General features: G+C 62.1%; 18 protein-coding genes and 3 pseudogenes. 6 read left to right on the top strand and 15 right to left on the bottom strand.

Going from position 1 to position 22,287, the window contains the following annotated elements; all coding sequences use genetic code 11:
• Positions 1-19: 19 nt before the first annotated feature.
• The 11 genes from hpxZ to WFR25_RS05705 all read right to left on the bottom strand — a co-directional run bounded on the left by hpxZ (position 20) and on the right by WFR25_RS05705 (position 13,265).
• Entirely contained in the window at positions 20-400 is a 381-nt protein-coding gene (gene hpxZ / locus WFR25_RS05755; RefSeq protein ID WP_336969414.1) for an oxalurate catabolism protein HpxZ, read from the bottom strand.
• Complete coding sequence (gene puuE, locus WFR25_RS05750; protein WP_336969411.1) at positions 397-1,284, bottom strand: allantoinase PuuE; 888 nt, start codon at positions 1,282-1,284, stop codon at positions 397-399. The genes hpxZ and puuE overlap by 4 nt, the downstream gene beginning before the upstream one ends.
• A complete protein-coding gene (locus WFR25_RS05745; RefSeq protein WP_336974724.1) occupies positions 1,281-2,462 on the bottom strand; it encodes a pyridoxal-phosphate-dependent aminotransferase family protein in 1,182 nt (393 codons plus the stop codon). Before WFR25_RS05745 ends, puuE begins: the two co-directional genes overlap by 4 nt.
• A gap of 49 nt (positions 2,463-2,511) precedes the next feature.
• Positions 2,512-3,744, bottom strand: coding sequence for an allantoate amidohydrolase (locus WFR25_RS05740; RefSeq protein WP_336969410.1), 1,233 nt, complete (start codon positions 3,742-3,744; stop codon positions 2,512-2,514).
• Complete coding sequence (locus tag WFR25_RS05735) at positions 3,738-5,321, bottom strand: gamma-glutamyltransferase family protein (RefSeq protein ID WP_336969408.1); 1,584 nt, start codon at positions 5,319-5,321, stop codon at positions 3,738-3,740. Before WFR25_RS05735 ends, WFR25_RS05740 begins: the two co-directional genes overlap by 7 nt.
• Entirely contained in the window at positions 5,318-6,676 is a 1,359-nt protein-coding gene (locus tag WFR25_RS05730; protein WP_336969406.1) for an AtzE family amidohydrolase, read from the bottom strand. Before WFR25_RS05730 ends, WFR25_RS05735 begins: the two co-directional genes overlap by 4 nt.
• Positions 6,673-6,843, bottom strand: a complete 171-nt coding sequence (locus WFR25_RS05725; protein WP_336969403.1) for a hypothetical protein — start codon at positions 6,841-6,843, stop codon at positions 6,673-6,675. The genes WFR25_RS05730 and WFR25_RS05725 overlap by 4 nt, the downstream gene beginning before the upstream one ends.
• Before the next feature lie 11 nt (positions 6,844-6,854).
• Positions 6,855-8,216: an amidohydrolase gene (locus WFR25_RS05720; protein WP_336969401.1), complete on the bottom strand. Its 1,362-nt coding sequence runs from the start codon at positions 8,214-8,216 to the stop codon at positions 6,855-6,857.
• A gap of 41 nt (positions 8,217-8,257) precedes the next feature.
• A complete protein-coding gene (locus WFR25_RS05715) occupies positions 8,258-11,542 on the bottom strand; it encodes a TonB-dependent receptor (RefSeq protein WP_336969398.1) in 3,285 nt (1,094 codons plus the stop codon).
• A gap of 293 nt (positions 11,543-11,835) precedes the next feature.
• Complete coding sequence (locus WFR25_RS05710; protein ID WP_336969395.1) at positions 11,836-12,504, bottom strand: flavin reductase family protein; 669 nt, start codon at positions 12,502-12,504, stop codon at positions 11,836-11,838.
• Positions 12,501-13,265 carry a GntR family transcriptional regulator gene (locus WFR25_RS05705; protein ID WP_336969392.1) on the bottom strand — a complete coding sequence of 255 codons (765 nt, stop codon included), beginning with the start codon at positions 13,263-13,265 and terminating at the stop codon, positions 12,501-12,503. The genes WFR25_RS05710 and WFR25_RS05705 overlap by 4 nt, the downstream gene beginning before the upstream one ends.
• A 248-nt stretch (positions 13,266-13,513) precedes the next feature.
• Here WFR25_RS05705 and WFR25_RS05700 point away from each other — a divergent pair, with 248 nt between their 5' ends.
• The 3 genes from WFR25_RS05700 to WFR25_RS05690 are packed head-to-tail and all read left to right on the top strand — an operon-like array spanning position 13,514 to position 18,048.
• A complete protein-coding gene (locus WFR25_RS05700; RefSeq protein ID WP_336969389.1) occupies positions 13,514-14,707 on the top strand; it encodes an ABC transporter substrate-binding protein in 1,194 nt (397 codons plus the stop codon).
• A 6-nt stretch (positions 14,708-14,713) separates the two neighbouring features.
• Entirely contained in the window at positions 14,714-15,589 is an 876-nt protein-coding gene (locus WFR25_RS05695; RefSeq protein ID WP_336969386.1) for a branched-chain amino acid ABC transporter permease, read from the top strand.
• Positions 15,586-18,048 carry an ATP-binding cassette domain-containing protein gene (locus tag WFR25_RS05690; RefSeq protein ID WP_336969383.1) on the top strand — a complete coding sequence of 821 codons (2,463 nt, stop codon included), beginning with the start codon at positions 15,586-15,588 and terminating at the stop codon, positions 18,046-18,048. Before WFR25_RS05695 ends, WFR25_RS05690 begins: the two co-directional genes overlap by 4 nt.
• Before the next feature lie 242 nt (positions 18,049-18,290).
• Here WFR25_RS05690 and WFR25_RS05685 read toward each other — a convergent pair.
• Positions 18,291-18,587 (bottom strand): annotated as a pseudogene (locus WFR25_RS05685) (tyrosine-type recombinase/integrase); the annotation flags it as partial.
• Positions 18,588-18,800: 213 nt separating this feature from the next.
• Between WFR25_RS05685 and WFR25_RS05680 the strand changes: the two are divergent.
• Complete coding sequence (locus WFR25_RS05680) at positions 18,801-19,739, top strand: IS110 family RNA-guided transposase (protein WP_336969380.1); 939 nt, start codon at positions 18,801-18,803, stop codon at positions 19,737-19,739.
• 12 nt (positions 19,740-19,751) lie between these two features.
• Here the strand turns inward: WFR25_RS05680 and WFR25_RS05675 are convergent.
• The 3 genes and pseudogenes from WFR25_RS05675 to WFR25_RS05665 form a co-directional block, all read right to left on the bottom strand.
• Positions 19,752-20,084, bottom strand: a pseudogene (locus tag WFR25_RS05675) (site-specific integrase); the annotation flags it as partial.
• Between the two features lie 60 nt (positions 20,085-20,144).
• Positions 20,145-20,477 (bottom strand): annotated as a pseudogene (locus WFR25_RS05670) (DoxX family protein); the annotation flags it as partial.
• 51 nt (positions 20,478-20,528) lie between these two features.
• The gene (locus WFR25_RS05665) at positions 20,529-20,807 is read right to left on the bottom strand and encodes a BufA1 family periplasmic bufferin-type metallophore (RefSeq protein WP_336969378.1); all 279 of its coding nucleotides are present in this window, start codon (positions 20,805-20,807) and stop codon (positions 20,529-20,531) included.
• 180 nt (positions 20,808-20,987) lie between these two features.
• On the opposite strand from WFR25_RS05665, the gene WFR25_RS05660 reads away from it, so the two are divergent.
• Both WFR25_RS05660 and WFR25_RS05655 read left to right on the top strand, forming a co-directional pair.
• Positions 20,988-21,527 (top strand): sigma-70 family RNA polymerase sigma factor, encoded by a 540-nt coding sequence (locus WFR25_RS05660; RefSeq protein ID WP_336969375.1) that lies wholly within the window; start codon positions 20,988-20,990, stop codon positions 21,525-21,527.
• Positions 21,524-22,165, top strand: coding sequence for a DUF1109 domain-containing protein (locus tag WFR25_RS05655; protein WP_336969373.1), 642 nt, complete (start codon positions 21,524-21,526; stop codon positions 22,163-22,165). The genes WFR25_RS05660 and WFR25_RS05655 overlap by 4 nt, the downstream gene beginning before the upstream one ends.
• Positions 22,166-22,287: the final 122 nt, after the last annotated feature.

Here is a 22,287-nt window from a genome sequence, read left to right as displayed (position 1 = left end):
CAGGTCCAGCGATACCCGCTCAAGAGGTGCTGCCTTCCAAACTGACATGCGCGGAAACCACCTTCCAGCCATCGGGGAATTTCGCCCAGGTCTGGGTCTGGCGACCGCGCCGATCGCTGTTTTCGCGGAAAAATTCTGCATCGGCTGTGGCGAAGCTGTCGCCATAGACGGTGATCGCGACCCTCCCCAGCGTGCGCTGCGGCGATCCGCCACGCCCTTTGCGGAATGCGCGTATCTCCTCGATCCCATACAGCACCTCGCCCACGCCATAACGGTTGGTGGTCGGCGCATCGTGGAACAGCGCATCCATCGCGGGCACGTCGTCCGTCATCAGCGCGCGCTCATATTCCATGAACGCGGCCGTGACTTCGGTGAGCAAGATCGGGTCGTCTATGATCATGTGGGGTGGACCTCCATCCAGTGGCGGGCAATGTCGATGCGGCGCGCGACCCAGGCATCCGGACAAGCGATCACATGGTCGAGAAAGCGGGCGAGCGCGCGGGCGCGGGCCGGCCGGCCGGCGATACGGCCGTGCAGACCCACCGACATCATCCGGCCCCCTTCCTCGCGCAATTGATCGAACGTGTCGCGCAGGTAGCGGAAGAACTGCTCGCCTTCGGTAAAGCCATTATAGGCGACCATCTTCATATCGTTGGCGTCGAGCGTATAGGGGAGGATCAACTGAGCATGGCTGTGCCGCCGATCATAATAAGGCAAGTCGTCGGCATAGCTGTCGGCATCATAGACAAAGCCCCCCTCCTCCGCGATCAAGCGGGCGGTATTGGGCGACGTGCGCCCCTGATACCAGCCTAGCGGTCGACTGCCTGTTAACGCCGTGTGCAACGCGATTGCCTGGGCAATATGGGCGCGCTCGACATCCTCCGGCACATATTGATAATCAATCCAGCGCAAGCCGTGGCTGGCGACCTCCCAGTCCTCCGCCAGCATCGCGTCGACAGCATCCGGGTTCAGTTCCATGGCTTTTGCCACACCGAAAACGGTCAGAGGCAGGCGCCGTTCAGTAAACAGCCGATGGAGCCGCCAGAAGCCTGCGCGACTGCCATATTCATAGAGGCTTTCCATGGCCATCGCACGAGCCGGATGGCTGGCCGCACCGACCATCTCCGACAGGAAGGCCTCCGATCCCTTGTCCCCATGAAGGACGTTGTTCTCGGCACCCTCTTCATAATTGATGACAAACTGCACCGCAATGCGTGCGCCGCCGGGCCAGCGGGGATCGGGCGGGTTGGCGCCGTAGCCGACAAAATCGCGGGCTTGGCTCATCCTTCCCACGCCTGCGTCGCGGCCCTGATTGCAACGCCGCCGGGCAACGCAAATCCCTCTGCGGCGAGGCACGCCTCCAATGCGCCGAGCGTCAGCAGCACCTTGTGCAGCATGGCGTTATATCCCATTGCGCCAATCCGCCAGATACGCCCCTGCAACGGGCCGAAGGCCGTGCCGATCTCTATCTGAAACTGCCCGCGCATGGCGGTACGGACCCGCTCGCCGTCAACCCCGTCTGGAATGTAAACGCCGGCAACGTTGGTCATTCGGTGACGGTCATCGCCGAAGAGAGAGAGGCCCATGGCCTGCAACCCCGCCGCCATGGCACGTCCGGCGGCCGCATGGCGAGCGTAGCGCGCCCCCAGCCCTTCTTCCAGAACCGTGCGCGCGCATTCGCGTGCGGCATAGAGCATGGTGGTGGCTTCTGTATGATGATTGAGGCGCTTGTCCGACCAATAGTCCATGATCATGGCCAGATCGAAATAGTTGGAGCCGATACGCGGCCCGACACCGTCGGCCATGTGGGCGGTACGGATACCCTGTTCGACATGGCGGCGTGCGAATATCCGTTCGGCGGCCAGTGCCGACACCGTGATCGGCGCCGACCCGGACGGTCCACCAAGACATTTCTGCAGACCGCCAGTAACGATATCGACGTCCCAGCGGTCCGCGGCGATCTCCATGCCGCCAATTGTCGCGGTGGCGTCGACATAGCTCAAGGCACCAGCCGCGCGACAGAGTGCGCCAATCCCTTCCAGCGGCTGTGTCATGGTGGTAGATGTGTCACCATGAACGCAGGCGACGAGTGAGGGGCTGGTCCGCTCAATCGCAGCGGTGATCGCGTCCATCGACACGACTTCGCCCCAGGGCGCGTCAACGGTCGCAATCATCGCGCCAATACGCAACAGGATTTCCGTCAGCAGCAACCCGAAACGCCCGAAATTTACCACCAACACGCGATCGCCGGGCGAAACCAGCGAAACCAGTGCGGCTTCGATCCCTGCTCGCGCGGTTCCGTCGACCAGGAAGGTCCAGGGATTGGCCGTTCCAAAAATCGGGCGATAGAGCGCCATGACCTGATTCATATAGGCCGTCATTTCGGGATCGAACTGGCCCAGCAGGTCGGCCGACATGGCGCGCAACACGCGGGGATGGGCGTTGATCGGACCCGGCCCCATCAGTAACCGCTGAGGCGGGTTAATCTCTCCGAACAGGTCGAATGGCAGGTCAGTCGTCACACGCGGCTCCCAGTCTATCGATAAACCCCAGCATGACGCGCAAGGCAATTTCAACGTCGGCGGCGTCCACATGCTCGGCAGGATTATGGCTGATGCCGTTGCGGCACCGGATGAACAGCATGGCAGTGGGGCAGAGAGCGGCCATCACCATCGCGTCATGCCCGGCACCCGAGACAACGCGGCGCACCGACTGCCCTTCAGCCGCGACCGCATCGTCCATCAGGTCCATGAGCGCCGGGTCGCAGGGGCTGGCGGGTAGGTCGTGGATGCGCTTGATGGCGAAGCCCAGCCCCCTCGTATCGGCGATACCAGCGATGCGATCCAATATCGCTTCGGCAGCCTCGTCCCGTCGCGCCGCATTGCCTGACCGTATATCTATGGTGAATTCGACCGATCCGGGAATGACATTGGCCGCGCCCGGCGCGGCAGCGATCTGGCCGACGGTCGCTACCAGATCGGAAGCCGCCAAACGTGCGACATCCTCGACAGATAATATCATCTCAGCGGCGCCCGCCAGCGCATCGCTGCGCAGGGTCATGCTGGTCGTACCGGCATGACCCGCTGCCCCGCGCACGGCGACCATGTAGCGCAACTGCGCTGCGATGCCGGTGACGGTGCCCACAGCAAGCCCCTCCGCCTCCAGCACCGGTCCCTGCTCGATATGCGCCTCAAGGTAAGCCCGCACCGAGCCGGGTGCGCGGGCCGCTGACAGATAGCGCGCCACGTCCACGCCCGCATGGGCCAGCGACACGCCGTCCCTGTCGGCGATTACCAGTGCTTCGGGGGCAAGCGTTCCCGCGACGGCGCGACTGGTGAGCATCGCAGCAGGAAAGCGCGATCCTTCCTCATCGCCAAAGGCGATGACCTCGATTGCGAATGGAAGGCGCGCATCATTCCGATGAAGCGCGTCCACCGCCTCGATGCCAAGCATGATTCCGAGCGGCCCATCATAGCGTCCCGCGTCGCGCACGCTATCGAGATGGCTGCCGATCAGCAACGTGGGCGCGTCCGGGACGGTGCCCTCATACCGACCGACGAGATTGACGGCGGGATCGCGTGTCACCGCCATCCCCGCCTCGACCATCCATTCCGCGACCGCCTGTTGAGCGGCATAATAAGCCGGGGTCAGATAACCACGGTACAGCCCGCCATCCATGCCGCTATAAGGCGCAACGCCCAGCGCATCGCACCGGGCCACGGCCCGCAGGCCTCCCCTTACCATGCAGCCACCTGCCCATCGCTGCGCGGGTCCGTCGCACCCTCCAGCAAGCCATCGGGATGGCGAACGATTGCGCCGGCATGGCCCATCATGGCGGTCAATGGTCCGACACGCTCCACATCGTGACCGGCTGATGCCAATCGATCATAGAGGCCGGGATCGAAGCCGTCTTCCAGCTTCAGCGTCGTGCTTTGCATGCCCCATGTACGCCCCAGCAGCCAACGCGGCGCACTGACTGCCTTTTGCAGCCCGACACCGAAACGGGCGTAGCGGGTGAAGAGGGCTGCTTGTGTCTGCGGCTGCCCCTCGCCGCCCATCGTGCCATAGGCCATGATACGCCCGTCCTCGAAACGCGCCAGCGCGGGGTTGAGCGTGTGGAAAGGCTTACGGCCTGGTGCGAGGGCATTCCAGCCGTCGGTGGCGATCGTGAACGAGCTCCCGCGATTTTGCCAGGTGATCCCGCTCTGCGGCAGAACAATACCGGACCCGAATTCGAAATAGGTCGACTGAATGGCGCTGACCACGCGGCCATCACTATCGGCGGCAGCGAACCAGCAGGTATCGCCCTGCGCCGACGAACGCGGCCAAGCAGACGCACGTGCCGCGTCGATGCCCGCCGCCAGCGCATCGAGCGCGGCGCCGTCGTTCAGCAGGCCTTGCCAGTCGAAATCATGATAGGCCGGGTCCCCGACATGTGTGTCGCGAAGCAGGAACGCCTGCTTGGTCGCCTCCACGAGTCCGTGGATATGATCGAACCCGTCCACATCCTCGGCATGCAGCCGATCGAACAGCGCAAGGATCATCAACGAGGCGAAGCCCTGGGTCGGCGGTGCACTGTTGAACAGCTCGATGCCAGAAATACGCGCACGCAACGGCTCCGGGCGGCTGGCGACATGGGCAGCCAGATCCTCTCGCGACACAGGGCTACCGAGCGCGGCAAGGTCGTCCGCGATCATTCTGCCGAGAGCGCCAGTATAGAAATCCGCAAGGCCATTTTCGGACAGCATTCGCAGTGTCTTTGCGAGTGCAGGCTGGCGCAACCTTTGTCCTTCTACCAGCGGCCGCCCATCCGGCTCAAAGATCGTCGCATAGCTGCCCGGCTGGCTGCGCAACTCCGGTCCCTTCGCCGCTGCAATCGCTGCGCCACCCGCCGTCACCGCTACGCCCTCTTCGGCATGGTGGATTGCATCGCGCAACAGTCGAGCGAGCGGCAGCCTGCCATCCCCCGTCTCCAGTGCCGCTGCCCAGCCGGAAATCGTCCCCGCGACCGTATTCGCCGCCAGCGGCCCGCGTGTCGGTATGGCGTCATAGCCGGCATAGAGCGAAAGGTCCGCCCTCGCGGCGGCGCCACCACAGCCATGAATGGAATGGGCGGTGCCGCAAGGCTCGGCAATCAACCAGAAGCCATCGCCGCCCATGCCGGTCATGTGCGGGTAGACCACGGCAAGGCATGCCGCGACCGCCACCGCCGCCTCCACTGCATTGCCGCCATCGCGCAGCACGTCGCGCCCCGTCTGACTGGCCAGATGATGCGGGGACGTCACCATACCCCTGTAGGATTTCGGCGTGTTATGCATCATGCCTTCACCAACACTGCACCATCATGGCCAAGGCCCAACAGCCCCCTTGCTTCCAGGCTGGCGGCAAAATCGAACAATCGCGCTTCACTGCCCGGCGCGCCGACAAGCTGTACGCCCAGCGGCAGCCCGGCGCTGAAGCCTAGGGGCGCTGCGACCACAGGCAAGCCTGCAAAATTCAGCGGTTGGGTGAAGAAGCCCAGATTGGCGCGTGCCGGGACACGCTTGCCCGATATCTCGATCATCGGATCGTCGATCAAGGGCGCCGGACCGACTGTCGTCGGCGCAATCAAAATATCGTAGCGGGTGAAGAGATCGGCCACCTGCTTTTTGAACAAACTGCGAAACAGGTCCGCATCGCGATAGGCCGCTACCGGCAGCGCAGCCCCGGCAATCAGGCGATCGCGGGTTGCCGAATCGAAATCAAGCGCGCGGGTTCGCAAGGCAGGCAGGTGCCGATGCCCACCTTCCGCCGCAGTCATCAGGAATGCCGCCGAACGCGCCTGCTCGACATTGGGCAGTTCCACGATAGGCAGTCCGCCGAGCTGAGCGTCCAGTGTCGAAAGGGCGATGGCCAAGTCGGGATGCAGATTATCGGCGAACCAGCCGCCAAGGCGGGCTATTCTGGGTGTGCCCTTCGAAGGACTTGATCCTTCTGGAGATAGCACGGCGGTGACGGCTGCCAGATCAGCGACTGATCGCGTCATTGGCCCGATATCATCGAAACTATTGACGAAAGGGAAAACCCCCTGCATCGGCAATCCGCCGTGGGTCGGTTTCAATCCCCAGATGCCGCACAGGCTGGCGGGGATACGGATCGACCCGTTGGTGTCGGAACCCAGCGTGAAGGGCAGCATGCCCGCCGCAACTGCAGCGGCCGATCCACCTGACGACCCCCCCGCCAGCCTGGTCGGATCATGCGGATTGGTGGTCGTTCCCCAACAGGCGTTGATCGTAGCAAAGCCATAGGCGAATTCATCCATGTTGAGCGTCGCGACCAGCACGGCCCCCGCCGCGCGCAGTCGACAAATCGCCTCTGCGTCCGCGGTAGCGACCGCTGCACTGCGACGCATTGCGGCGCCCGCCGTCGTCGGCAGTCCGCTCACGTCAAATAGATCCTTCACGCCATAGGGCACACCCGCGAGCGGGCCAGGGTCAAGCCCCGCCGCACGTTTCGCGTCCACGGCGGCGGCTTCCGACAGCGCACGCGCTTCCAGCAATCGGGTCACGGCGTTGATGACGGGGTCCATCGCGCGGATACGCAGGATCGCCGACCGGGCCTGCTCGACAGCCGTAGTGCGGCCTTCATGCACGGCCTTGGCTATCGCAATGACGCCGGGAAGCATGCGCGCGATCATGCGGCTTCCCGATCCGGCCGGTCGGTCAGATTGGCCCAGTGCGTCATTAATACTGCCCAGTTGTCGGCCAGCGCCGTCAATGCGGCCGGATCCGCTTGTATGCCAAGCGACCGAACGATGGCCTCGGTCACCGTTGGCGACGGCACATTCTCTTGCGATTGCGGCATGATCGCTATGCTCAGGCTACCGCGTCAGGCAGCGCTCCGGCGGCCAGGTTGCCGCCATGGAACACCGCCTTGCGTGGGGCCTGTCGGGCGACGGCTTCCGCCGAGCAACTTGCCGGCACCAGCACCATATCAGCGGCATCGCCTGGCTTGGGCCAGACCTGCTCGCCAGCCGCGTTCAGCGACGTCGGGCCACCCGTCGCGATCTTGAGGGATTGCGAGATGCCATATTCGTCACTCCAGCCGTAAAGTTGGCAGGCCAGCTTGGCCTTTTCCAGTACATCGCCCGATCCAAACACGGACCAATGATCCATGACGCTGTCTGTCCCGGTATAGACCTTGACCCCCTTTGCCAGCAGGCCGGGGATGGGCATGATGCGACCGCCAAACGGCAGGGTGGAGGCCACGGAGATATCGAGCGCGGCTAGACGCGTCGCCAGCTCTGCCAGTTCCGGCTCGGAGAGCGACATGAGCGAGAAGCTGTGGCTCAGCGTGACTTTGCCCTTCAGGCTTGGTTCGCGCTCCACCGTGTCGGCGATCCGCCGGATCGCCGCGATTCCGCTCGCGCCCGGTTCATGTAAGTGGATGTCGACGCCCTTCTTCATGGTGATGGCGATATCCATCATCGCGTCGACCGACTTTTCCATGCCGCCATCGACCGCAGTCGGGTCGATCCCGCCGACATGGGTTGCGCCGGCCGCCATCGCCGCGCGCATCGTGGGGATCAGGTTGGCGCTGACCAGCCCGTGCTGCGGGAAGGCGACGATTTCATGCCCGAAGGTCGCGTTCCGCTGTTCAAGCGCATGCCTGAGCAGTTCGACATGTTTGGTGCCGATCACCGGATCGACATTGCACTGACTGCGCGCGAAGGTGGTGCCGTTTCCCTGTAACAGTTCAACCAGCTTGCTCGCACGCTCCTCCAGCGTAGGCAGCATCTTTGGCAATAGCGTGTTTTCCAGCTTGATCTGCCCCGCGATCCCGCCCTTGCGCTTGCGCGGGGGAACCCAGGGGCCGCCATAGAAGGTCTTGTCCAGATGAATGTGCATGTCGCGGAAAGAGGGAAGCAGCAGCATCCCGCCACCATCCCTGACGGCAAGGCCCACAGGGAGCGCGCCACCGTCAGGGATGACGGCGGCGATCTTGCCCTGGCGCACGACAATTGCCGCCTTTTGCGTGAGGGTGCCGATCACCTCCCCCGCTTCCCGCGCATAGCCTGTTTCCAGCACGATATTCTTCAACACATAGTCGGGCGCCAGTGTTGCCTTCGCCTGTGTCGCTTTTGCCTGTTCGGCCAGCGCAGGCATGGCCCCCAGTGCCCCGACCGCCACTGTGGCGGTAAGGAGACTGCGGCGGGAGAGGTCGATGCTGTGCGTCATGGATGCGATCCCGAAGATTGGAGTGGAAACAGGAGGATAGGTCAGAATTTGAAGCGTGCGCCGATCTTCATCTGCCAGACAGATTGGGTGTTGAAGCTGGTGGCGGCGCGCCCGGCAAAACTGTCATATTGGTAGAAGTCGCCCACGGTCGCGCAGTTGCCCGCAATCTGGCAGTTACGGGCCGCGACGTTGGCGGACACGAACGGGTTGGGCACCTGTTGCATCACGCCCCATTTCTTGTTCAGTAAGTTACCGAAATTTTCGATGTCCAAATAGACTTCCGCCTTTGCGCCTTCGGGAAAGAAGCCGGGAATTTCCTGACTGATCCGCAGGTCAATCGTGGTGATCGGCGGCGCCTTGAAAGCATTGCGAGGGGCAATGTCGCCAGCATATTTCAACAGTTTCGTACGCTTGAGAAAAGCGTTGAACGCGGCAAGATCAAAGCCGGGGGCATAGCGCACGATCGAATCGCTGGTCGCGGTGACGACGCCATTGTCTGCCTTGGGCACATAAAGCAGCTGACGGTTGCGGGAAGCGAGCGCGCCATTCTCGCCCACCAGCCTATCGGCGGCGATGTTCGCGTTGGCGGCGACATCATAGGTGTAGCTGAAAGGCTGGCCCGAACGCCGCTGGGCAAAAACCGTAAGCCGCGTCTTGTAGTCACCGAAGAAGGCATGGTCATAGCTGGCCGACAGCTTTGTCATATGGGTGAATTCATAGTTGGACCGCGCAATCGCCGGGTCGTTCGGGTCCGACGTCGCAACGCCGCTATAGTTGGACGCGGCCACCGTGGTGATGCCCGGATTCATGTCCTTCGAACTGATATAGGTATGCGACACCTGCGCCTGCAATCCGTCGAGCGGCCCCTGGGTCCAGCGCTTGCTCAGCGCCAGCCCGACCTGATTGGCATAGCCCTGATGCGTGTTGGTGACGAGGATATCGTTGCGGTTTTCGCGCGTCGACAGGAAAGTCGGACGTCCGTCGGGCGCGGCTGGTCCAGGGTTCGCCTGGGCATAGAGGTCGATCCAGGCGACTGCGTCCTTCACCTCTGTATGGATATATTCCGCCGCGACCATCCACCCGTCGCCAAAGCGTCCCAGGTCGAAATGCTTCTGCGCGCCGATCGACATCTTCCACGAGGACTGCGGCTTGAAATCCTTGTCGAGCACATTGATCAGCCCCTGTCCGCGCTGAGCGCTGATGGTGTTGAGATTCTGCACCGCCGGGTTGACGTTCAGGCCATCGACATTGGTAAGCGCGGCCAGGCAAGCAGACGATTCTGCGGCATTGCGCGTACAGTTTACATTCCCCAGCATCATGCCGGTGTTATAGAAGGTGTTGGCAGTCCACACGGTTGGCGATCCACCGCCAAACAGGCCGACACCGCCATAAACCGTCAAGCTGGGATCGGGCTTCCAGTTAAAGCCGATGCGCGGTTGCAGGATATGCTTGCCGTCGAGATTTTCGGTGTTGGAAATGCCGTAGCGCTGCATCACCACCGGATTTTCAGCCGGACGATCCGACTGCTCGAAGAAATCGTAGCGCAGGCCAGCCTTCAGCGTCAGTTCGGGCAGGACCGCCCACTCATCCTGTAGATACAGGGTGTTGGTCGTGGTGTGGGCGGTGAAACCGGCCTCCGACTTCTCGTTGCTCTGTGAATTGGCGTAGCTGAGCGATGACGCCAACTTGGCTCGCAGGTCCGCGATTGAGTTGAAAGTGTAGGCGCCATTGGCGTTCTGAACGAACAAATCCCAGATCTTCAACGTCTCGCGCTCATAGCCGCCGGTGATGCGATGCGCCCCGGTATTGTAGGTCGCCTTGGCGCGATATTGCTGGAGGTAGGTGGTCAGTTCGTTCGCCTGATAGGAGGCGTCGGTGCCTGCATAAATGCTGGGGCCCGTCATCGTGCCGTTCAGGAAAACACGGAACTGGGCGAAATCATTGCCTGCCAGCGGCCGACCCGGATTGTCCATTTTTTTGTAGGACGCGCTGATTTCGGTGCTGAAATTGTCACTCCAGTCCGAGAATATCTGCGCCTTATAGACCCACAGGTTATTCTGTCGTTCGATCCACTTGGACAACAGGCCCAGCGATGTGCTGGTGCCGGTCAACGTGTTGCCGCTCGACTGGATCGTGGATCCCTTGGTCTGTTGGTAGGAAAAGACTGCACGGTGGCCATCGGTCACGTTCCAGTCGACCTTGGCGAAAATCTTTTCGTCATTGCTGGGCAGCTTGGTGGCCTCATAACCTAGCGGGTCGAAGCCATAGACGTCCGTGATGATCTGCCGCACTTCATTGGCCTGCGCAACGCTGACGCCGGGCACTTGGTTGGCGAAATCCGAACCCGTCGGGCCAACCAGTGAGGGTTCGCTGCGCTTGAACTTTTCGTAGTTGAGCGTGAAGAACAGGGTGTCCTTGATGATCGGACCAGTCAGCGTGACACCAAAAGTCTTTTCGGAGAATTTACCGCCAAGCTGGCGCGACTGGCGCGATCCATCCTGGAAGTCGGTATAGCGAAAACCGTTACCCTGCAGCTTGTCGCCGGTAAATTCGTAAAAGGCGACGGCGTGGAACTGATTGCCGCCCGACTTGGTGGTGGCGTTGAGCGTACAGCCGCCAAACTGGCCGTAATTGACGTCATAGGGTGCCAGTTCGACACCCAGCGTTTCTACGACATCGAGTGAAATGGGCGAGCGCTGGGTCGGATAGCCGTTGGCCTGTAAGCCGAAATCGTCATTCTGGCGCACGCCGTCGATCGTCAGCGAATTGGTACGGTTGTTGGCCCCGCCGCATACCAGCGCGTCATTGTTGGTGGGATCGATCGTGACGAACGGGTTCATCCGCGCCAGATCCTTCAAGTCGCGGCTGATCGACGGCGCAGCCATGATCTGCGCGGCGGAGAAGTTGGAACTGGGTCCGGTCTTCAGGTCGGTGCCGCCGACAGTGGCTGCGGTGACGACGATCGCCTGATCCTCGCCCAGCGTGAAATTGACCTGATAGGCGTCGCCGGTGTTGATCGAAGGCACTTCGATCGACCGCGTGCCCAGATCGGGCGAGGTCGCCGTCACGGTGTAAGGACCGCCGGGGCGCAGGTTGCGCGCGGCAAATACGCCGTCCGTGCTGGTCACGGCGCTGGTTGTGGTGCCCGACGGCACATGGACGATCGTGATAGGCGCATTGCCGACGGCCGCGCCGTCCGGGCCGGTGATCCGCCCGTTGATCGCGCCGGTGATGACCTGCGCCTGCACCATGGACGGCGCGGCGACCATACCCAGGCTGATTGCGCCAAAGGCGACGCCGGACGCGAGTTTAGCGATGCGTATCATCTTCACCCCTTCAGATGTTGTGCAGCAGCATCCTCTGGCCGGGCATTGCCCCGTACCGCCCTGCCGCTCCCTTGCGGCCCTGCCTTGCCGAATCAGTCATAAGGGAAAAAGCGTCGATCATCCAAGGTAAAATCGTCAACGATATTATAAAAAGTCGATAACGTTGTTTTTGCATCCACATTAGCTGGACGCGGCAGCGCGCTGGCGCAGGATTACCATCGCTGCACCGCTGGACTCATTGATTGTTTGGTTTTTTAAGAATGAATCGTTGACGATTCATGGGCGCTTTTGCGCTAGATTCGATCGATCTCGGTAACGCGGGCATCATCGCCGCTTTCCAGAGCGAATCGATCGCGGGTCTTCATGTAGAAACTGGCGCCGAAACGCCCCACCGGGAAATAGTCCTGAAGGTTCACGCGCCACGCCTGCGTGTCAATCAGCCCGTTGCGGGCATGCATATGCAGAATACGGCCGAAGAAGATGTAACGACTGTCCGTCTCTACCTTCTCCCATAGCGCGCATTCGAAGGCCACCGGCGCCTGCGCAATGCGCGGCGGGGTGATGGCCAGCGATGGCTCGGCGGCAAAACCGACAAGGTCAAGTTCGCTCTGGTCGGAGGGTAAGGCCGTGCCACAGTCGTGCATTTGCCGCGTGATCGGCTCATCGGTCATATGGACCACAAATTCGCCCGATCGCAGGATGTTGGCGGCCGTGTCCTTGAGCGTTCCGTCGGTCAACCGGTTGATGCTGATCATCACCAGCGGCGGATCCTCACCCATCATCGCGAACATGCTGAAGGGTGCAGCATTGACCACGCCCGCGGCGTTCACCGTCGTCACCAGCGCGATGGGCCGGGGCACTATCAGGCTCGCCATCAATTTATAGCGCTGATACGCCGTGATCGCTGCGAAATCGACATGCGTCTGTGCAGCGACGCCGGCATTGGTGGCCGCGTCGCTCATCCCAGATTGAGCATCTGGGCGAGCGTCTGGGCCGACGTCCCATGGTTGAGGCAGATCCGATCCTCCAGGCTGCGCAGATGCCGCCCCATTTCGGCCCGAGCCGACGCGACATCGCCCTTGGCGATATATTCAACGATCTTCCGATGCTCGGCATGTTCGCACGCCGCATTGCCCACCGGCTCGTAGAGCGCGACGATCAGCGAGCAGCGCGACATCAGTTCTGTCAGATAATTGATCAGGATCGGATTGCCCGCCAGCGCCGCGATTTTCAGGTGAAATTCGCGCGCGCAGGCCGCCCATGTCGGCTGATAGGGACTTTGTGTCACCTCATGCTCATGGTCGAGCAGATGGTTGAGCGCGGCGATGTCGGCCTTGTTATGGCGCTTGGCAGCCAGTTCGACGATCGACACCTCCAACGCGCGCCGCGCTTCGAAAATCTGCCGGGTTTCTTCCGGCGTCGGAGCGGCGATCACCGCGCCTCTATTGGGCCGCAATTCGACGATCCGGTCATGCTCCAGCCGTTGCAGCACCTTGCGCACCACCGCGCGGCTTACGCCGAACAGGTCGCACAGCGCGGGTTCAGGCAGCTTCGTGCCTGGCGTCAGCCGCTGGTTCAGCACGCTGTCGAACACCGTCTGATAGATATGCTGTTCTATATCCGTACCCTTTTCAGGTGCGCTTGCAATCAGGCCGCTGGTGCCAGCTTCCGGCGCCGCCGGGTCTGCACTCTGCCTGGGCTTGGGTGATTTGGTCTTGGTCATCTGTTCCACTGCCTGCTTGCCCGTCACCCAAACCGAATGGCCTCGGCGTTCCCGGCATCCTGCGTCTCCGCCGGATCCACGCCTTATAGAATTGACGGGTATCCGATAACAGCCTTGCACCAGAATATTGCAAGTTTGCAAGATAAAATGATGGACAAAATATCATTCAAATCGTCAACGATTTTTAGTTGATATGTTTCGACGCCTTGCTAAGCAAAGGAAGACGACAAGGACAGAAGGGCTTCGCCGTGATTCACCCCAACCGCCGTGCAATGCTGACCGGCATGATCCTCGCGACCGCCGGTATGACCTTGGGCCTTGGCGCCTGCGGAAGTGGCGACACGATCAAGGTGGGTCTGATCACAGCCCTTTCCGCCCAGTCGGCGCGGTCGGGCGAAGCGATTACGCGCGGCCTGACTATCGCCATTGACGAGATCAACGCCAGCGGCGGCCTGCTCGGCAAGAAATTGGAACTCATCCGTCGCGATGATGAAAGCAATCCGGCCAAGGGCGTGATCGCCGCACGGGAGCTGATCCACAAGGAGGGCGTCGTGCTGCTGTTCGGCGGCCTCGACACGCCAGTCGCCCGCGCGATCGTGCCGGTGGCGACCGAGGCGGGTGTACCCTTCATCATTCCGTGGGCGGCGGGCACGGCGATCACCCACAATGGCACCAATCCCAACTACGTCTTTCGGGTCTCTGCCGTGGACGAACAGGTGGACAAGGCAATGGTGACGTTCGCCACCGCCAATTATGCGGCCAAACGTCCCGGTCTTATCCTGCTCAACAACCCTTGGGGGCAGTCCAATGAAAAGGGATTGAAGACCGCGCTCGGCGCCGCAGGCCTGCCCGTCGCGGGATCGGAAAAGTTCGAGGCATCCGATGTCGATCTTGGCCCGCAGCTTGGCCGCCTGCGCGCGGCGGACGCCGATGTCCTGATGCTGGTCGCTACCGTCGGCCCGTCGGCCCAAGTGGTGAAGGCTCTCGATCAGATGGGTTGGGACGTGCCGGTGGTGTCCCATTGGGGTCCGGCTGGCGGCCGTTTCGGCGAGTTGGCGGGTCGCAGTGCATCGCGGGTGAAATTCGTCCAGACCTACAGCTTCTTTGGTCCATCGACCCCGGTGCGGGACAAGGTGATGAAGGCACTTCAGGCAAAATATCCGGACATCAAGGGGCCGGGCGATGTCACGCCCGCCGTCGGTGTCGCCAACGCTTACGACGCGATGCAGCTTGGCGCACTGGCGATCAAGGCCGCCAATTTGCTCGACGGCAAGGCGGTGCGTGACGGCTTTGCGAAGATCGGGCGCTATGATGGTCTCATCAAAAGCTACGACCGGCCCTTCGCCGATGGCCATCATGACGCATTGACCGATGCCGACTATATCTGGGCAGAGTTTGATGGCGACCGTATCAAGCCCATCCCCTCGCGCCCGGTGGCCTGACCGGCAATGGACAGCCTTTCCGTCCTGTTGAGCGGCCTGGCGCTGGGCAGCGTCTATGGCCTAGTCGCCTTGGGGTTCCATATCAGTTGGTCCGTCTGTGGCGCGGTGAATTTCGCGCAGGGCAGCAGCGCCATGATGGGCGCGGTCGCGACATTCATGCTCTGGCAGGCGGGGCTGCCCATGCCGCTCGCCATCATTTTGGCGCTGATGCTGTGCGCCTTTTACGGCCTGCTGGTCGAGCAACTGGCGGTGCGCCCATTCCTGGCGCGCAGGTCTGACGCCTGGTTGATGGCCACGGTTGCGCTGGGCCTGGTGTGCGACAATGGGATGATGCTGGTCTTCGGCGCGGAGCCTCGCTCCCTGCCCTCCCCGCTTGCCACCGGCTCCGTGTCCGTGGCGGGCATGGACCTTGGCATCTATCCGCTGCATCTGTTGATGCCTGTGGTGGTGCTTGTGCTTGCCTGCGCTCTCGACCTTGTCCGTCGCAAGACGCTGGCGGGCATCGCGATGCAGGCGGTCGCCCAGAATCGCGATGCCGCCAGTCTGGTCGGCATCCCGGTTCCGATCATGATCGCCATCGCCTTCATGCTGTCCTCGCTTCTCGCCGGCATAGGCGGCATCCTGATTGCGCCGCTCGCCAACGTTCAGACTGATATGGGCGTCGTACTGGGCCTCAAGGCGTTCGCTGTCGCGATTCTGGGTGGCCTTGGTAACGCATGGGGCATCGTTGCGGCGGGCCTGCTCTTCGGCATGGCGGAAGCGGCCGTCACCCTGTCGCTGGGATCGGGCTTTACCCAGATTGTGACCTTTGCGTTGGTCATCGCCGCGCTAGCGATCCGGCCGCAGGGTCTGCTCGGTCGCGCGCTGGTTCGCAAGGCATGACCGCCGCGCTTCGCCTTGGCGGTGGCCTCGCCCTGCTGGTCGCCGTGATCGCCGCTGCCTGCGTCCTTAACGGCTATTATATCTTCGTGCTTGGCCAGATCGCTCTGCTGACGATCGTGGGCATCGGCCTGAATATCCTGATTGGCCTGAGCGGTCAGATTTCCTTTGGCCATGCCGGATTTTACGCACTGGGCGCCTATGCCGTTGCGATCCCCACGTCGCGGGGATGGCTGAGCTTCTGGATCGCCTGGCCGCTCGGCGCGCTGATCAGCGCAGCGCTGGGCGCGGTGCTGGCGCTGCCAGCGCTGCGCGTGAAGGGACCATATCTGGCGATGGTGACGATCGCTTTTGGGCTGGTCATCGAACAGTCGCTGGTCGAGTTCGAAGGGCTGACCGGCGGCCAAAATGGCATCTTGGATATCCCGACAATCTCGCTGGCAGGCCTTGCGCTGGGGGACAGGGGCACGGTGATCCTGGCGCTGGTAACGGCCGCTATCCTTTTCGTCTGTTTCCTTCGCCTGTCGCGCGGCAACTGGGGTGCTGCCCTGCGTGCGGTGCGCGATTCGGAAGCTGCCTCGGCCTCCATCGGCATCGACCCCATCCATGTACGGATCGTGGCGTTCGTCTTGTCCGCCTTTTGCGCGGGGCTTGCCGGTGGGCTGTTCGCGCCGATGGCGGCGTTCGTGACGCCGCAGAGTTTCAACCTCAGCCTGTCGATCCTGTTCGTGCTCGTCGTGGTGATCGGCGGCTCTGGTGCCCGCAGCGGCCCGATCATCGGCGCAATCGTCGTGGGCCTGCTACCTGAGCTGTTGTCGGCATTCGAAGCCTATCGACTGCTTGCCTATGGCGTCCTGGTCCTGATCGTCCTTTGGCTCGCACCGGGCGGCATCGCCGCCTTCCTCCCTCGCGCCAAGGCATCAAAGCCCGACAGCGAAGACGGGCGCACCATCGCCGATCTTCTGTTTGCGCGAGCGCGCAGGCCGCTGGGGGCGACAGGCCTCACCATCGCTTTTGGTGGCATCCGTGCGGTGAACAGCGTCGACCTGACGATAGCACCCGGCCAGGTCACGGCTCTCATCGGCCCGAATGGCGCGGGCAAGTCGACCGTGATCAACATGCTGAGCGGTTTCTACCGCCCTGATACGGGCGAGTGCCGATTGGGCGCCGATCGCCTGGCCCCCGGAAAGCCATTCTTCTCTGCACGCACCGGTGTTGCGCGTACCTACCAGCGCTCCGCACTGTTCGAGAGTCTGAGCATCGAGAACAATGTCATACTGGCCATGCGGCGCGGACGGTTGGGGCCGTTGCTGGCGGCGGGCGGAAAGGCCCTTGCGCTGGATGCCGCCCGGGCGCGCGGCCTGCTCCGCGCCTGCGGCTATCTGGGGTCGACCGACGCGTTGGCAGGTGGCCTTGCCCATGTCGATCGCAGGCTGGTCGAGATTGCCCGTGCGCTGGCCACCGATCCCGACGTCATCCTGCTGGACGAGCCTGCGGCGGGTCTTTCACAGGCGGAAAAGCGGCAGTTGGGATCGCTGCTAAGGTCCATCGCCGGCGCTGGCATCGGCATATGCCTTGTCGAGCATGACATGGCGCTGGTCATGACCGCGTCGGACGCGGTCGTCGTCCTGCGCACCGGCACCCTCATTGCGGCAGGAACCCCGGCGCAGGTTCAGGCCGACCCCGTGGTGCGGGAAGCGTATCTGGGCGGGGGCACCATCCGCAACGATGCCCCCGCCGTGCCTGCACGGGGCGCCGACCACCTTAATGCCTATGCCTTGCACGCGGGTTATGGCGCCGCATCCGTGCTGTCGGGAATCGACATCAGCGTGCGCCGGGGGGAAGCGGTCGCCTTGCTCGGCGCCAATGGTGCTGGGAAATCAACGCTGATGCGCGTTCTTGCGGGCCTGTTGCCACCAACGCAGGGCACCATACGCCTCAACGATACCGCGATCGACAACCTGTCAGCGGCGGGGCGTGTGCGTCATGGCCTGGCGCTGGTGCCGGAGGGGCGGCAGGTTTTTCCCGAACTTTCGGTGCGCGACAACATTCGCTTGGGGGGCTTTATCAGGCGGGCCGGATCATCCGAACGGCTAGAGTCCATGCTGGAGCGGTTCCCACGCCTGCGCGAGCGCATCGACCAGAGGGCGGGCCTGCTGTCGGGCGGTGAGCAGCAGATGTTGGCGGTTGCCCGCGCGTTGATGGCAGAACCCAAGATATTGCTGCTCGACGAACCGTCGCTCGGCCTGGCACCACAGATAGCGGAAGAGCTTTTTCAGCAACTTCGGCAGCTGTGCGCGAACGGTATCAGCTTACTTATCGTCGACCAATTGGCCGATCTGGCGCTGGCCGTGGCAAGCCGAGCCTATGTCCTGCGTGAAGGCCATGTCGTTGCGGAAGGGTCGGCCATCGATATTGCGGCTAATCCGGCGCTGGCAGCGGCCTATCTCGGTGATGGATGACGCGGCCCTCGTCAGGACTACGTTTTGGGTGACAGCCTGCGTTCGCCATTCGGTCCAAAAAAGCCGCCTCGAATTCTATCTTTGGAAACCGGCCGAAAGGTTTGTCGCTGAACAGGCCCCGATCGACATGTATGAACGACCGGTTTCAAGCAGGCCAAATTTGCCCGGCGATGTCGTAAAAGGGCGCGTAGCAGTCGCGAAACAGGTTCGGGCTCCCCGCTACGGCGAGGAGCCAGATAACCTTAGATTTCCGTGCCCTCTGCCAATGTCAGTGCGTCCTCCACATCCACCCCGAGGCATCTTACCGTGCTTTCAATCTTCGTATGCCCCAGCAGGATCTGGACTGCGCGGAGATTGCCCGTGGCTTTGTATATGATTGACACCTTGGTTCGCCGCAAGGAATGGGCACCATAATCCTTGCTCGGCAAGCCGATTCCCGTGACCCATTCGTCAACAAGGCGGGCATATTGCCGCGTGCTGATGTGGGCGGCGTGGTCGGTGCGGCTGGGGAAGGCGTAATCCTCCAGGGATCCACCCCGGAGCTTGTCTTATGAGAATCCCTGGCTCCTGAGGCAAAAGGGAGCCACTACCCGGCACCGCAGCTGCGGTGCCGGGTAGTGGCGGGGGCGGCGCCGTGCGGAGCTTGGTCTTGCAGGACCGCGGTCGAGTTTGGCGAGCCCCTGTCTTTTCTTACGACCTGAACGGATACGTGGGCTCCGGGCCCGAACGACAAGCAAAGGTGGATAGAAAAGATGGCAAAGGATACCATCGGAATCGATGTGTCGAAAGACCGTCTGGACGCTTTCTGGCACTCCCATGACGTAGCGCTCAGCCTGCCTAATACGGCTGAAGGTTTCGCTCAGCTATGCGCCTGGCTGGGCGAGAATGATGGGGTACTGTTCGTTTTCGAGGCGACCGGTGCCTATCATCGTGGGCTTGAGCGATATCTCAGTTTGGCGGGGCACCCCTTCATCAAGGTCAATCCGAAACAAGCGCGACGATTTGCACAGGCTATCGGCCGACTGGCCAAAACCGATAGCGTTGACGCCAAAATGCTGGCTCGCATGGGGATTGTTCTGGATTTGACCCCTCAAGGCATAGAAGGTGAAGATGTTCATGATCTCAGGGAGTTGCTGACAGCACGGCGTGCCTTGGTCAAAGATCAGATCACGGCAAAGACACGCCTTGCTACAGTAACCAACCCTTTGGTGAAAGACCAACTCTGCCGCCGGATCAATGACATCGACACCGACATCAAAGCCTTGGATGAAGTCGTTGCCCAGATCGCCAAACAGCGTGGAACCCTTGATGAGCGCATCAGGCGTCTGATGACCATTCCGGGGGTCGGCAGATTAACCGCGACCATCTTGGTGATCGACATGCCGGAACTTGGGCATCTCGACAGCAAAAAGATTGCCGCTCTGGCTGGACTTGCGCCCATGACGCAACAGTCAGGCAAGTGGCAGGGCAAAGAGCGGATTATTGGTGGCCGGGCGTCACTCCGGCGGGCAATCTACATGCCTGCGTTGGTCGCCATTCGCTTTAATCACGATCTCCGCGACAAATATCAGCAGCTCGTAAATGCAGGAAAGGCGAAAAAGGTCGCCATCACCGCCGTCATGCGTCGCATCATCGTTCTGGCAAACACGCTGCTGCGTGAAGGGCGTGATTGGCAGCCAAAACGACCTTGACCAAGACGGATACTCGAGCCATTTGAGGAGGCTGGCGCGAGCATCATCCGTCAGCTCAAACTGAACTGACCTCCCGGTCTTCTGCTGAACCACGGTGGCTCGCGTCCGAATTTTCCGATCACAAACGATGTCGCTGATCCTGATCTTGACCAGGTCGCAGCCGCGCAGCTTGCTATCGATGGCGAGATCGAAGAGGGCCCGATCCCGAATGCGTCCATGTTGGTCGAGAAAGAAGCGGACGGCCCAGATCTGGCGAGGTTTGAGTGCGCGCTTCGCGCCCACCTTGCCTCCGGCGTTCCAAGATATTCGCTCGCGAGCGGCGGGATCAAATTCTGACAATCCCATGACACGTCTCCTAAGGCCATGATGGCCACAGGTAGAACGCTTCAGAGTAGGCCGACCCTAGACGAAGATTTGAATGACCAGGGTCATGCCGAGCAGGGCGAGTGCCGAAAATCGGGTGAACAGTCCGGCCACCAGCAGAAGGGGGAAGATATGCTCGGCCCATGTCGCGGCAACCGCCGCGAGGTCGGGTGGAATGAACGGCAGGGCATATTCGCTTTGAAACAGTGCATAGGTGCCATCGGTAATATGGATGACGCCATCCACCTTGGTCCGTCCCGACATGAAGAACACGGCAGCGATGGCGAGGCGCGCAACGAGCAGCAGCAGGGCCTCGGGCAAAAACAGGGAGGCGCGTCGAGTGAGGTCGCGATACAGCGGAACTGGCAAAAACATGGCAAATCTCCGGCAACGGTTTGGCCAGGTATGCGCCCTGGCCAAGCCGGTTCAGGCCTTTGGCGACAATGAGCCCTGGCCCTTGGGCGTCTTGATGGATGTGCAGGTGCCCGCCTTGACGAGCTTCCAGGCATTGCCCTGATAATTCACCTTCGATGTGCCGGCGCAACTTGTGCCCGGCCCAGCCGCACAATCATTCTTGCCAGCCAGCGATACGCCATAGCATTTTTCCATCGCCGGCTTGGCCTGCGCGGAGGCGTCGGTCGTAATTGCTGCGGTGGCGGCAGCGATGGCAATGCTGGCCGCAAATGCAGCATGGTTGGAACGCATGGATAATTCCCTTCGGGATGAGGCGCCTCTGCGCGCGGCCCGGGAAGGAGGCGGGTGCCCGTGTCACGAAAGTCAGTTCGGCCCATCTGCGGCAGGAGTTACATCGGCCGGGAAGAAAAAAAGCGCTACGACCTGTAACTTCTCATCTGGTTGCGGCGAAGTCCCGTGCGAGGAGTGGGAATGCGGACGAACGAGAGCGTGATACGCGGGTTGATGATCGATGGGCTCGATGGCGATGCCGCGGCACATGCGGCCCTTTTGCGCCTGCTCGTGCCGCTCCTGCGGGGTTTCTATAGGCGGCGCATGCGCGGCGCCGATGACGATGTCGAGGATCTAGTGCAGGAAACCCTGATTGCCGTTCATACACGGCGCGCGACCTATGATCGCGACCGTGCCTTCAGCGCCTGGCTGTTCGCGATCGCGCGCTACAAAATGATCGATCATTTTCGCCGGGTGGCCCGGCTTTGCCCTCTTGAAGGACTGGAAGACATATTGGTGGCCGATGATTTCGAGGGCGGCGCCCTCGCGCGTGTGGATATCGACCGGCTTCTCGACGATCTGCCCTCCAAACAGGCGCGCATGATCCGCGCCACCCGCATCGAAGGGGCGAGCATAGCAGAGGCCGCACACGCCGATGGCATCGGTGAATCCGACGTGAAGGTTTCCGTACATCGTGGTCTCAAGGCATTGATCGAGCGCGTCCAGGGAGGCGGTCGATGAAGACCGACGACCTGATCCTGCAACTCGCGCGGGATAGCCAACCGATACGGCAGGGCGCCATGGGGCGAAGGATCCTTGTCGGCGTCGGCCTCGGTGCGGTCGCCTCGGCGATCATGGTCATCGCCTTGCTGGGCTATCGCCCTGATCTCGGCATCGCCATGCATCGTGCTGCCTTCTGGATTAAGTGGGGCTATACCCTCTCGCTCGCGCTGGCGGCATTGGCGATGACCATGCAACTGGCGCGCCCCGATACCGGGCGTCTGCGAGGAGTGTGGCTGACGGCTATTCCGGTGATGATGCTCGCCGGCGTCAGCCTGCTCGAGCTGTCACGGACCCCGCCTGCGCAATGGCTGGCGATGTGGTTGGGGCATAGCTGGATGATGTGCCCGTGGTTGGTGCTGTCGCTGGCGATCCCGATCTTTATCGGGCTGCTCTGGTCATTCCGACGGCTGGCGCCCACCCGGTTGCGCGCCGCAGGCGCGGCAGCCGGGCTGACGGCTGGGGCCTTCGCAGCAACCGTCTACTGCATCCACTGCCCGGAGGTGTCGGCGATCTTCGTGCTGACCTGGTACTCGCTCGGCATCCTACTCGCCACGGCGCTGGGGGCATTGCTGGGACCGCGCCTGCTGCGCTGGTGATGTCCTCCGCTCCCGGGGCGCCCCATCGGCAGGGATGATCAATTTTCGACCTGCTGTAACCGACCGGCGTATCTGGCCGAATGATGAGAGCCAGTCTGGCAGGATATTTTCAGGAGAATTTG

It is taken from the genome of Sphingobium aromaticiconvertens, assembly GCF_037154075.1.
Classification (GTDB): domain Bacteria; phylum Pseudomonadota; class Alphaproteobacteria; order Sphingomonadales; family Sphingomonadaceae; genus Sphingobium; species Sphingobium aromaticiconvertens.
The sequence above is the reverse complement of the archived record's forward strand: the minus strand, read 5'-3'. Positions and strand labels throughout refer to the sequence as shown.